A 12773-nucleotide genomic window follows, 5' to 3' on the forward strand; every position below is an offset into this window, starting at 1 on the left:
CATTACACCTTAAATGTTGTCGGAGCGAAGCGGATAAACTCGCCATCTTGAATACCAAGATGATCTGCTGCGGCCTGAGAGATTATGGCCTGCTCGTTTGCTTCATCAATATTGAGAGACGTGGCAATGGCGCGAAATTCTGCGATTTTCGTGTTGATCACAAAATATTCGGTCTCTGTTACTGTCGCTGTCTCATCAATTCTAACCGCCATTTTGCGACTTGCCTGGGCAGTACGAATATGGGTTAGGTTTGCTTCTACTGTGGGGCCTGCGTCAAAAATATCAACGTAACCTCGACAGCTAAAGCCTTCGCTTTCTAGTAGCCTAAGTGCGGGTTTTGTTTTGTCATGTACTTTGCCGATAACCGCTTGAGCTTCTTTACTGAGCAAGCTCACGTAAATAGGATACTTGGGCATTAATTCCGCAATAAATTGTTTCTGACCTATGCCTGTAAGGTAATCCGCGGTAGGGAAATCCATTGAGAAAAAGTGTTCTTCTAACCACTGCCAAAACGGTGACTTGCCATCTTCATCACTGATCCCGCGCATTTCCGCGATAACGGTTTCGGCGAAGCGCTCTTTATGTTCCATCATAAACAAAAAGCGCACTTTAGACAGGAACCGGCCGCAGTTACCTTTGCGCGCAGATTCACGTAAAAACAAGGTGCATATTTCCGACACACCAGTGTAATCGTTGCACAGGGTCAATATTTCAGCTGTGTTGTAGATGTCTAGCTCACGGGATGCATGTACCACTTTACTTAGGTGGTAGTGATAAAACGCATCGTCAAGGCCGACACTAGAGGAGATCCCGCTTGTACCGACTACCTGAGATGTGCTGGTGTCTTCCATTACGAACAAGTAACTCTCATTACCTGGCTGGCTGATGTGCGCTTGAAAAGCCGCTTCAGAATCCGTAATTTTGCTTTTTAACAAAGTTTCATTCACAGGCAAAGAGGTAAAGCCTATGCCTGATTCAACAGCAATGTCGTGTAGCACAGCGTAATCGCTGTGCTGTATCGGGCGAATGATGATCATGTTCGCATTCTCTGTGGTGGTTTAGGCGTTTACGACAGCGGCAACTGCGCGCTCGAAACGGGCTAAACCTTCCTGAATATCGGCATCGGTCAGGATCAATGACGGCGCGAAACGCACCACGTTAGCGCCGGCGACTAAACACATTAGCTTCTCTTTTGCACTGGCAACAAGGAAGTCTCGTGCGCGACCTTGGTATTTCTCGTTTAGAGCGCAGCCTAGCAATAGGCCTTGTCCACGCACTTCATCGAAAACATGATACTTATCGTTAATAGCCTTTAGGCCTTCGCGGAACTGTTGTTCTTTTTGCTTCACACCGTTTAATACTTCAGGGGTATTGACAATATCCAGTACTTTTTCAGCTACGGCGCAGGCAAGAGGGTTCCCGCCATACGTGCTACCGTGAGTACCCACTTTTAAATGGGCGGCAATAGCGGTAGTGGTAAGCATGGCCCCGATCGGAAAACCACCGCCAAGTGCTTTTGCTGAGGTGAGTATGTCTGGCGTGACGCCTAAGCCCATGTAAGCGTATAGCTCGCCGGTACGACCAACACCTGATTGCACTTCATCAAAGATTAGAAGTGCGTTGTGCTTGTCACATAAATCACGAACCCCTTGCACGAAAGACTGTGTTGGGCTGATGATACCGCCTTCGCCTTGTAAGGGCTCCATCATTACGGCGCAGGTGCGCTCAGACATAACGGCTTCAAGAGCGCTTAAATCGTTATAGTCAACGTGATCAATTGCACCAGGCTTAGGCCCGAAACCATCAGAATAAGCCGCTTGGCCGCCGACAGTCACAGTGAAGAATGTACGACCATGAAAACCTTGTTTGAAAGAGATGATTTGGTCTTTTTCAGGACCAAAGTTATCCAGCGCAAAGCGGCGTGCAAGTTTCAGAGCCGCTTCATTGGCTTCGGCGCCTGAATTGGCGAAATAGACTTTTTCAGCGAACGTTGCGTCAGTTAGCTTTTTCGCTAGGCGTAAAACAGGCTCATTGGTCAACACGTTGCTTAAGTGCCAAAGCTTTTCACCTTGCTCTTTTAGTACGTTGACCAATTCTGGATGACAATGGCCTAAAACGTTTACTGCGATGCCACCAGCGAAATCGATATATTCGTTACCTTCTTGATCCCATACGCGCGCGCCCAAACCGCGCACCGGAATAATGTCGGCTGGGTTATAGTTAGGTACCATTACTTCGTTAAATAATTCGCGGGTCACTTGCATGTAGGTTGTCTCCAAATTTAATAGCCTAGGGCATAAAATAGACAACCATTATTTCAGATTAAACACAGCTTGTCTGCATCGGCAACCTAGCTAAACCCTTATTTTTAAAGGGATTGAGTGAACTTGCAGGAATAGTGAATAAGTATTTAATCTAGGGATTAGGTAAAAAACCAAGAAGTGTCTTCACTTCGCGCCAGTTAGCTCGCGATGTTAGTTGTTGGAGTGGATAAAACGGCTTGAATGAATATTTACACTTTTTTTCAACGATTTATTCAGCAACTTCCGCTTCTAAGCCAATTGAACGCATATCAGTGGTTTTTAATACCTCTAATGAGCCCACAGGGAACTTGTATTGTCGTAGGTAATCTTTTGCTTCTTCGATAGTCACTAATTCGTGAAACTTTAATATTCGATACTTCGCGTACGCATTGCCTTGCAATAACACAGTGGTTAAAGGCAACGGCTCTTCATCGTTTTGTGTACTGACAAGTTGTTCAAAAGCACCATGCAAAAATAAACGCTGAAAGTGTAGGCCTTGCATAATGCTCGCCGTGGTCTGGGGGACATATTTGTCCAGCATAGATAACAGTATATCCGCAGAAGGCTCAACTTTCGTAAGTGCACCATGGCGTTGGTGTTTAAGTGTGTTCTGTGTTTCTTTTAATGCTTCAAGCTGTACTTGGTCAAAAATGCGAAAATACAGCTTAACGACCGCGATCGTTCCTAGACTTTGTAGCATTCCTGCGGTGAATGCTTGGTTTTCACTGACTTTATGAAAACGAGCAAGGCGCTTACTAGACATTGCGGTAGCGATGCATTGCTCCCAAATTCTGCGTTTGATCTGAGGGTAGGGGTCAGTAATTTGCGGAAGGCAACGGCGTAAGGTTAAGAGCGGCACGATCATTTTCAAGTTTTCCAGACCGAAAAAGCTTAATGCGACTCGAAGTGTGTCCGCTGTGAGAATTTTCCCCTTGCTATCAGTACGTCGATATTTAGGTGAGCTAATCATCTTGAGTAAATCTTTATACAACCAAGGTATTTGCGCGGCTAATACTTCAAGGCGCGACACCGTGCATGCCTTCACGGACAATAAGTCTAAAATTTGCGGAATCACTGCATCGATGTTCAATACTTTGGCAATAAGGGTCTCTTGATCAGCTAAAGCTTCTGATAAACGAAGTTCAATATCTTTATGTAATTTTGCCGATACTCGCCCTAAATAATCCTCAGCAATTTCTTCATTGGCTTTTTTGTCTTCTCTTGCCTGCTTTTCAACCGCGAGCAATTCCCGGGTAGGAACTATCTTTTTTGACGAGGGCTTCGCGTTCTCATCGGCGCGTTGCTGCTTTGCGACTTTAAGATCGATAAACAGTTGCTTGAAACGAGTCTCAACGATGGGGGCTGATGTAGATGATGCAGTCATTTACTGTTCAACTGACCTTAGTTTAAGTGTATGGATATTGTGTTAAGTGTGGATTGTGCCTCACTTTTACGCCAGTTTTCTAGGCTTTAGTTAGTTTATCTGCGGATTCGGTTAGAAAGTTAGCCAAAATTTGCAAACCACTGGTGCTTAACAATGACTCTGGGTGAAATTGCACACCATAAATAGCCAGCGTGCGATGTTCGATAGCCATGATTTCGTGCTGACCTGTAGATTCCTCCCGCTCTTTTCCGCGGAGCCCTTTTTCTTCATGCGCTGTTTCCTCGCACCATGCAGTCACTATAATCTCTTCTGGTAAAGACTCGTTATCCACAAGCAATGAGTGGTAACGCGTGGCAATAAATGGAGTGTCGACGTCGTTAAACAAGGCGCTACCGTTATGAGTAATATAAGAGGTTTTGCCGTGCTTTATATTGTTCGCGCGCACAATTTTTGCGCCAAATACCTGAGCGATAGCTTGATGACCCAAGCACACACCCAACATAGGGATCACGCCAGAAAATTGCTTGATGGCATCAAGCGTGATACCTGATTCATTTGGGGTACAAGGGCCAGGTGATAACACGAGATAGTCTGGTGCTAGTGCGGTTATGTCTTCACAGGTGAGCTCGTTGTTACGCACGACTTTAACGTCTTGTCCTAGCGTAACAAAGTACCGCGCAAGGTTGTGGGTAAAAGAGTCATAGTTATCAATGATCAACAACAAAAGAATTCAACGCTCATGTGGTGCAAGCCCTGTGATGACTGGTACACGTTTAAAATTTCGCGGATTGTAAAACATTTTATCGCGTTTTGCTGGCGCTTAATCATTTCTTACCCACTACGCGCCTGTAGTTTATTTTGTACGCTACCCCCTTTAATTAAAGACCTTTAAAGTTAATGTTGTTATTCGAGCGTCTGTGCCACCTGCATAAAATTATTAGCTACAACTATTGAATAACATGATAATTGTCAGTTGGGATTAACGGATGAACCAAGCTAGTAAGTCTATTTATTTGTCCCTTTATGCTAATTGTTAGACTTTTTTAGATCTTGTGAAATCCGCCTGTTCATACCAAAATTGAACCATAAGAAAACGTAAGATTATTCTAAATAGTGCTGGGATTACCTCGGCGGACATTTTTGAACTAGTCACAAACAAAGTGAGACGAATATGAAAATATTAGTAGCGGTAAAGCGAGTCATTGATTACAACGTCAAGGTGCGTGTTAAATCAGATAACACAGATGTAGATTTAACCAACGTCAAAATGGCCATGAACCCGTTTTGCGAAATTGCGGTTGAAGAGGCTGTTCGTCTTAAAGAAGTCGGTGTTGCCAGCGAAGTCGTTGTGGTGTCGATAGGAGCCAAAGCCTGCCAAGAGCAAATTCGTACTGCCCTTGCTCTAGGCGCTGATCGCGGTATTCAGATTGAACTAGATACATCAGCCGATGCGCTAAGCATCGCCAAATTATTAAAAGCAGTGGTTGATGAAGAGCAGCCGGGCCTAGTGATCTTAGGTAAGCAGTCTATTGATTCTGATAATAATCAAACCGGGCAAATGTTAGCTGCGTTACTTGACCAACCACAAGCGACTTTCGCCTCAGAAGTTAAAGTTGACGGTGATAAAGTTCAAGTCACACGTGAGATTGACGGCGGTTTACAGACTTTAGAGCTAGATATGCCTGCTATTATCACCACAGATTTACGTCTAAATGAACCTCGTTACGCTTCATTGCCGAATATAATGAAAGCCAAACGTAAGCCTTTGGAGGTGAAAACCCCAAGCGACTTAGGTGTTGAAGTGAGAAATAACATCACCCTAGAAAGCGTCAGCGCGCCTGCTCAGCGTCAAGCTGGGATCAAGGTTGAATCGGTGGCTGAATTGGTCGAAAAATTGAAAAACGAAGCTAAGGTACTTTAAGTAGTACGTAATAGGAGAAATAAATATGACAACTTTGGTCATTGCAGAACATGATAACCAAGAACTTAAGCCTGTTACCTTAAATACCTTAGCTGCCGCGCAGCAAATTGGTGGTGACATAGTACTGCTGGTTGCTGGTCATAACTGCCAAAGCGTAGTGGATGCAGCAACGGCAGTTTCAGGTGTTGGTAAAGTGCTTCACGCTGATGATGCTGCCTATGAGCATCAGTTGGCTGAAAATATCGCGAAATTAGTAACAAGCCTTGCTAGCGGCTACAGCCACGTACTTGCTCCTGCCACTACCAGCGGTAAAAACTACTTGCCACGTGTAGCAGCCTTGCTTGATGTGAATCAGATTTCTGATGTAACAGGCGTAGTTTCTGCGCAGACATTTTTGCGTCCTATCTATGCAGGTAACGCTATTGCAACGGTCACCTCAAATGACAGTATCAAGCTACTTACCATACGTGGCACTGGCTTTGACGCTGTAAGTGCACAGGGTGGTTCTGCCACTGTTGATGTTATCAGCGAGCAATGTGACTCCGGTCAGTCACGCTTTGTAAGTGAAGAGCTAGCGAAGTCTGACCGCCCAGAGCTAACCGCTGCCTCCATTGTTGTATCAGGTGGTCGTGGTATGGGTAACGGCGACAATTTCGAGATCCTATACAGCCTGGCCGACAAACTCGGTGCGGCGGTTGGAGCATCTCGTGCTGCGGTTGATGCTGGATTTGTACCGAATGACATGCAAGTTGGCCAAACGGGTAAAGTGGTCGCGCCTGACTTGTATATTGCTGTGGGGATTTCAGGTGCCATACAGCACTTAGCGGGTATGAAAGACTCTAAAGTGATTGTGGCCATCAACAAAGATGAAGATGCGCCTATTTTCCAAGTAGCAGATTATGGCTTGGTAGCCGATTTGTTCGATGTTATTCCTGAATTAACCAACCACGTATAAAAACGGAAGCGAGTTAAATTATGAGTGAATACACACACCCTTTAGCAGATGCTGAGTTTGTACTGAATGAACTGGTTGACTTCGATGGGCTATGCGCTGATATGGGTCAAGAGGACATCAATGGCGAGTTGGCAAGCGTTATATTGGCTGAAGCCGGCAAACTAGGTAGCGGCGTATTAGCACCATTGAACAAGGTCGGTGATTTACAACATCCGAGTATGATTGATAAGGACGGCGGACCAGGTGTGCAAGAAACAGCCGGGTTTGCAAAAGCCTATCAAGAATACGTGGAGGGTGGTTGGGCATCGTTAACCGGTGCTGAGGAATTCGGCGGTCAGAACCTTCCGAATGTACTTGGTAGTGCTGTTAATGAGGTGTGGCATACGTCCAATATGGCGTTCGCTCTATGTCCATTGTTAAGCCAAGGCGCGATTGAGTCGATTTCTCATCACGGCAGTGAGCATTTACAGCAGTCTTATTTGCCTAAAATGTTAAGCGGTGAATGGCCAGGTACCATGAACCTTACTGAGCCTGATGCTGGTACTGATTTGGCTGCGGTGAAAACCAAGGCGGTGCCAAATGATGATCATTACTTGATTACCGGCCAAAAAATTTATATCACTTGGGGCGATCATCAAATGACCGATAATATCGTGCATTTAGTGTTAGCAAGACTGCCTGATGCACCAGCCGGTGTAAAAGGTATTTCACTGTTCATCGTGCCCAAATTTAATTTGGATGAAAATGGTGCCCCAGCTGAGCGCAACGATGCTTATTGTGTTTCGTTAGAGCACAAAATGGGTATTCATGGCAGCCCAACGTGTGTCATGAGCTTTGGTGACAATGGTGGCGCGAAGGGCTACTTAGTGGGCGAAGCTCATAAAGGTCTGTCTTATATGTTCACCATGATGAATCACGCCCGTCAGGGTGTTGGTTTACAAGGTTTAGCCATATCAGAAGCGTCATATCAGCATGCTTTGGGGTACGCCAAAGAGCGTTTACAAGGCACGAATAAAGACGGCAGCCGCTTCACCATTATGAAGTTTCCTGATGTGCGTCGTATGTTGATGCAAATGAAGTCATCTACAGAGGCCATGCGCGCATTGTGCTTGGTGGCCGCAGCAGAAATTGACCGTGGCAATGGGGCTCGCAGTGAGTTGTTTACGCCAATAGTCAAAGGCTGGTGTACTGAGTTGTCTCAAGAATTGACCTACCTAGGTACGCAAATTCATGGTGGTATGGGCTTTATCGAAGAAACAGGCTCAGCGCAGTTCTATCGAGATGCCAGAATTTTAACTATCTATGAAGGCACTACAGGCGTACAAGCACTGGATTTAGTCGGGCGTAAAACCTTGGTTAATAAAGGTGAGGCTTTAGGCGCGCTTTTAGATGAAATAGCCACAGATTTAGCTCAGTTTGATGCCATGGGTGGCCAATTCACATTGGCAGCTCAGCAATGTAAAACGGCGCTTGAGTGCGGTGTAGCAGCTCGCCAGTGGTTGCTTGATATTGCAGCACAAGACAAAAATGCACCAGGCAGCGCCAGTGTCAACTTTATGATGTTGTTTGGTTATTTGTGTGGCGGCTGGTTAATGGCGAAAAGTGCGATGCAAGCCAAAGCGAAATTAGATGCAGGCGAGGGGAACAGCGAGTTCTTAAACGCTAAGTTGATTTCTGCACAGTTCTTCTGTGAGCACATGGTGGTGCGCACCCAAGCGTGTTTCGCATCGATTCAGGCGGGCAGCGAAAGCATCATGGCGTTGCCTGAGGATGCATTTTAAGCTTTTAATTCTTTGATTGTGTTTTCATCAGCCCCCATAGAGAACTTAGGGGGCTTTTTTATGCTCGAACGGAAATAATTGAGCCTATTCAACATATAAATATCCGCTTAGTATGAGAAACGATATACTTTGAAATCTAAATGCCCTGCCATATATCGAGAGCCCGTTACTTTCATGCGTCACAAACATCATTCTATTTCAGTTCATTTCGCTCAAGCTATTGTCAGAAGAGCCATTGATGTGGGCCTGAATGAAACGCAGTTATTATCCGAGTCAGGCTTGAGTAAAGCCTTGTTGAGCAATAATGAGGTGCGTATCACCCCAGAGCAATTGAGCCGTTTGATGCAATCTGTTTGGCGAAGTGCAGATGATGAATATTTGTGTTTTGGTAGCCAGCCTTCTCGCCATGGGGTGTTCAATTTAATGGCAAAGCAAGTGAGCCATAGTGCAAGTTTGCGGCAGGTGTATCGACGGGGCACTCGTTTTTATAATTTAGTCGCGGGCGCAACTAAACTAAAATTTGAAGAGCGTGAAAAGTACGCTCGTTTTTATCTCGCCTTAGACAAACCTGAACTCGACCCTGAGCATGTGCTTACCGACTTTCTCTTATTGTTGTGGCATCGATTTCCGAGCTGGCTGATTGGCCAGCGCATTCCCCTGCGTAAAATTGGTTTTATGCATGCAAAGCCTGCACATCACGAAGAATATCGCTTGATGTTCCCTTGTGAGGTGGTTTACCTGCAAGAGAGTAATTACTTTGAGTTTGAGCATGACATCCTTAGCGCGCCAGTGGTGCAAAGTCAGCAAAGCTTGAATGATTACCTTCAGCGCTGCCCGCTGGATTGGTTTAAACGTCAGTCTTACTTTCCGGTTTATACCCGCAAAGTATTAAATTATCTAGAAGCGGCTGAGGATATGTCAATTATCAGCATGGCAGATATCGCTGAGCAATTGCACACAACCATTCGCACCTTACGCCGTAAGCTATTAGAAGAAGGCACAAGTTTTCAAGAACTCAAAGACAGTGTGCGACGAGACGAAGCGATCCATTATCTTAGCCAGCCTGATATGCCTATATCGCAAGTCGGGCGCTTACTTGGCTTTACCGAGGCGGCAACCTTTGCGCGTGCGTTCAAAAGCTGGACGGGTGTCGCCCCCAGTGCTTATCGAAAATCAAAAGTACATTGAAATCCCCCTTTACTGAAACTAACGAATGTCCTCTTTCGCCTAATATATGACTTAAACTGCCCTACGTTTTCGTTCAGGCTTGTAACATACTGGCTTGGTTCAAGTTAGTTTATTGGATTTCATTGAATTTCATTGGATCCCAGTAAATTTGAATGACAGATAGTGTGCAGGGCTGTTATCCCAACCTCTCAGTTCGGCGCGCTTGGCGTGCTAACCGATGCTTGATATACCTTGGGGTACGTTAAGCGTCGGTTATTTAAAACTAAAAAAGCAGCTCTGTGCTGCTTTTTTGATGGATTGGAAATACACAGTAAGTTACTAATAGCGTAAGTGTTAACTTGCTATCAGTCCTTTACTAGCGTTTAAGTGGGCTTGCTACGAATCCGATTGCTTCATAAACCTTGTCTATGGTTTGCTGGGCTCGTACTTGCGCTTTTTCAGCGCCTGCCGCCATGATACGGTTCAGCTCGGTTTGATCCTGACGTAACTCAGTAAATTTAGCTTGGATTGGCTCTAGCATGGCAACGATGGAATCGGCTACATCTGTTTTTAAATGGCCGTACATCTTATCTTCATATTCAGGCACTAAATCAGCAATCGGTTTGCCGGTTGCACAAGATAGCAAGCTGAGTAAATTCGACACACCAGGTTTTTCGCTGGTATTAAAGTAAATGCGCGCTTGCTCATCCGAGTCAGTGACTGCGCGTTTAATCTTTTTACTTATCTTTTTCGGATCTTCCAATAAGCCAACGAAGTTATTTTGATTATCATCGGATTTAGACATCTTTTTCAGCGGATCTTGTAGGCTCATGATACGCGCGCCTACTTCAGGGATATACGGATCAGGAATAGTAAATACATCACCATAGGCATTGTTAAAGCGTGTGGCAACGTCACGGGTTAGTTCTAAATGCTGCTTCTGATCTTCCCCTACTGGGACTTGTTTCGCTTGATATAGCAAGATATCCGCCGCCATTAAGGCTGGGTAAGTGTAAAGACCTGAATTAATGTTAGTAATATTCTTAGCGGATTTATCTTTAAACTGCGTCATGCGGTTTAATTCACCCATCTGGGTGTAGCAGTTCATTATCCAAGCTAGTTGCGCATGCTGTGGTACATGTGATTGCATGAATATGGTGCTCTTGCTCGGGTCGATGCCACAAGCCACATACAAGGCCAGCCCATCGAGACAGGCATTGTGCAGTGCAGCGGGATCTTGTCGCACTGTGATAGCATGCATGTCGACTAACATATACAGACATTCGTTATCGTCTTGCATATCAACCCATTGACGAAGAGCGCCAACATAATTTCCTAGGGTAAGTTGTCCTGAAGGCTGGCAGCCGCTTAATACAATTGGTTTGCTCATAAAATATTTTCTACTGTTAGTGACTAATGGGAATTATGTTGGAGAACGTTGGCTAATTCAGCGCGCATAGCATCGATAACTTGACGATAATCGGGCTGATTAAAGATAGCAGAGCCCGCAACAAACATATCTGCACCTGCTTCGGCGATGGCGCGAATATTATCGACTTTTACGCCACCGTCAATTTCTATTCGGATATCACGGCCACAGGCCTGCACCATTTTCTTCACGATTTGCAGTTTATCAAGGGTTTCGGGGATAAATGCTTGCCCGCCAAACCCTGGATTTACCGACATCAACAAAATGTGATGCAGTTTGTGTAGCGTGTAGTCTAAGCAGTCTAATGACGTCGCAGGATTTAATACCAAGCCCGGCTTACAGCCTGAATCGGTTATCAGTTGAATACTGCGGTCAACGTGTCTTGATGCTTCGGGGTGGAAGCTGATCAGGCTTGCGCCAGCTTTGGCGAAACTGACAATCATCTCATCTACCGGCTCAACCATTAAATGCACATCAATATCGGCGGTGACACCATAGTCGCGTAATGCTTTACATATCATCGGGCCGATCGTTAGGTTCGGTACGTAATGATTATCCATTACGTCAAAATGGATGACATCAGCCCCCGCGGCTAAAACAGCGTCTACTTCTGCGCCCAAGCGGGCAAAATCAGCTGAAAGAATAGAAGGAGCAATTAAGAAAGGACGCATATAAGCCTCGATTTGCGCAAAAATGTAACTGTACCGAAAAACACGCTTTGACAAAAGTATCAACTTCGCCCCAAAAAGGGGCTTTCGCTTTTATGTGGTGCATCCCTGCACAGTCTTATCTCATGCCCACTTTTTCCTTAATTTTATATTTCCATTGAATTTCCTTAAAAATCAGATTCTTAGTTTGTTTTCGGGTGATTTTTTTCGTGTTTAATATTTAGGCATTGCTCTTGCGTAGTTGTAACAAGAATTAACGAAAAATCGAAGTTATCTCAACAAAATTGAATTAACTAAAATCATATGGAGCATACACACATGAAAGTATTAAAACTTACCGCATTAGCCGCAGCTGTTCTGGCCAGTTCTGCCGTTAGTCAAACCGCTTTAGCAGAAGTGACTGCTAATGCGAGTGTCACAAGTAACTACATTTGGCGTGGTTTGACCCAAACCACCAACGATGCTGCAGTACAAGGTGGTATTGACTACGCAAATGAAAATGGTTTTTATGTAGGTACTTGGGTGTCTAACGTCAACTATGGTGCAGATGATGTCTACTCTTATGAGCATGATATGTACTTCGGCTTCTCAGGTGAGTCAGGCGATATCACTTATGATGTGGGTTACCTATATTACAATTATGACAGTGAAGCAGAATTCGATTTTGCTGAAGTATATGGTTCAGTAGGCTATGGCGGCCTTAGTGCAACGCTTTCATTGTTGGCCCACACAGAAGCTGACGAAGGTGAAGGTCGCGATTACGGCTTTGCTGAAGCGTCATATATATCTGTAGACTACGGCATGCCAGTACTAAACGGCGCTGAGCTAGGATTTCACGTAGGTTACCATCAAGGTGACTTCGCAGAAGATTTCAACGGTGTACCAGATGGTTATGCAGACTGGGGGATTTCATTAGCGAAAGATGGTTTCAGTTTCGCCGTTACGGGTACCGATTTAGACGAAGTTGAAGTGCCAGGCGAAGATCCGTTTGATAACGATTCTATTAAATTCACCGTTGCTTACGGAATGGATTTCGAGCTTTAATTTCTGAATTGATTCTTCCAATTACTTCTGGTTAATAGGAAGAGAATATCTAAAAAAATCCGCTGGCTATATGGCCAGCGGATTTTTTTGTGTTTACAAGTTTTATAAACTTACCGGAACA

Annotated in this window: 11 protein-coding genes; 5 read left to right on the forward strand and 6 right to left on the reverse strand. The window is 44.9% G+C overall.

Features of this window, described 5'->3' with window-relative positions:
- Window positions 1-2 precede the first annotated feature (2 nt).
- The 4 genes from astA to PATL_RS03345 all read right to left on the reverse strand — a co-directional run bounded on the left by astA (window position 3) and on the right by PATL_RS03345 (window position 4411).
- Window positions 3-1037, reverse strand: a complete 1035-nt coding sequence (gene astA, locus PATL_RS03330) for an arginine N-succinyltransferase (RefSeq protein WP_011573542.1) — start codon at window positions 1035-1037, stop codon at window positions 3-5.
- Between the two features lie 21 nt (window positions 1038-1058).
- Window positions 1059-2264: an aspartate aminotransferase family protein gene (locus PATL_RS03335; RefSeq protein WP_011573543.1), complete on the reverse strand. Its 1206-nt coding sequence runs from the start codon at window positions 2262-2264 to the stop codon at window positions 1059-1061.
- Between the two features lie 268 nt (window positions 2265-2532).
- Window positions 2533-3687, reverse strand: coding sequence for an HDOD domain-containing protein (locus PATL_RS03340; RefSeq protein ID WP_011573544.1), 1155 nt, complete (start codon window positions 3685-3687; stop codon window positions 2533-2535).
- Between the two features lie 79 nt (window positions 3688-3766).
- On the reverse strand, window positions 3767-4411 hold the full coding sequence (locus PATL_RS03345; protein ID WP_011573545.1) for an anthranilate synthase component II: 645 nt from the start codon (window positions 4409-4411) through the stop codon (window positions 3767-3769).
- Window positions 4412-4858: 447 nt separating this feature from the next.
- Here PATL_RS03345 and PATL_RS03350 point away from each other — a divergent pair, with 447 nt between their 5' ends.
- From PATL_RS03350 to PATL_RS03365, 4 genes are all read left to right on the forward strand, one after another.
- On the forward strand, window positions 4859-5608 hold the full coding sequence (locus tag PATL_RS03350) for an electron transfer flavoprotein subunit beta/FixA family protein (protein ID WP_011573546.1): 750 nt from the start codon (window positions 4859-4861) through the stop codon (window positions 5606-5608).
- Between the two features lie 25 nt (window positions 5609-5633).
- Window positions 5634-6563, forward strand: a complete 930-nt coding sequence (locus PATL_RS03355) for an electron transfer flavoprotein subunit alpha/FixB family protein (protein ID WP_011573547.1) — start codon at window positions 5634-5636, stop codon at window positions 6561-6563.
- A gap of 20 nt (window positions 6564-6583) precedes the next feature.
- Window positions 6584-8344 carry an acyl-CoA dehydrogenase gene (locus PATL_RS03360; protein WP_011573548.1) on the forward strand — a complete coding sequence of 587 codons (1761 nt, stop codon included), beginning with the start codon at window positions 6584-6586 and terminating at the stop codon, window positions 8342-8344.
- A gap of 174 nt (window positions 8345-8518) precedes the next feature.
- On the forward strand, window positions 8519-9532 hold the full coding sequence (locus PATL_RS03365; protein ID WP_011573549.1) for an AraC family transcriptional regulator: 1014 nt from the start codon (window positions 8519-8521) through the stop codon (window positions 9530-9532).
- 355 nt (window positions 9533-9887) lie between these two features.
- Here the strand turns inward: PATL_RS03365 and trpS are convergent, their stop codons facing one another.
- Together trpS and rpe are read right to left on the reverse strand one after the other, a co-directional pair.
- On the reverse strand, window positions 9888-10901 hold the full coding sequence (gene trpS, locus PATL_RS03370) for a tryptophan--tRNA ligase (protein WP_011573550.1): 1014 nt from the start codon (window positions 10899-10901) through the stop codon (window positions 9888-9890).
- Window positions 10902-10924: 23 nt separating this feature from the next.
- Window positions 10925-11611: a ribulose-phosphate 3-epimerase gene (rpe, locus tag PATL_RS03375; RefSeq protein WP_011573551.1), complete on the reverse strand. Its 687-nt coding sequence runs from the start codon at window positions 11609-11611 to the stop codon at window positions 10925-10927.
- Window positions 11612-11926: 315 nt separating this feature from the next.
- On the opposite strand from rpe, the gene PATL_RS03380 reads away from it, so the two are divergent.
- The gene (locus tag PATL_RS03380; protein WP_011573552.1) at window positions 11927-12652 is read left to right on the forward strand and encodes a TorF family putative porin; all 726 of its coding nucleotides are present in this window, start codon (window positions 11927-11929) and stop codon (window positions 12650-12652) included.
- Window positions 12653-12773: the final 121 nt, after the last annotated feature.

This window comes from Paraglaciecola sp. T6c (genome assembly GCF_000014225.1).
Lineage (GTDB): Bacteria > Pseudomonadota > Gammaproteobacteria > Enterobacterales > Alteromonadaceae > Paraglaciecola > Paraglaciecola atlantica_A.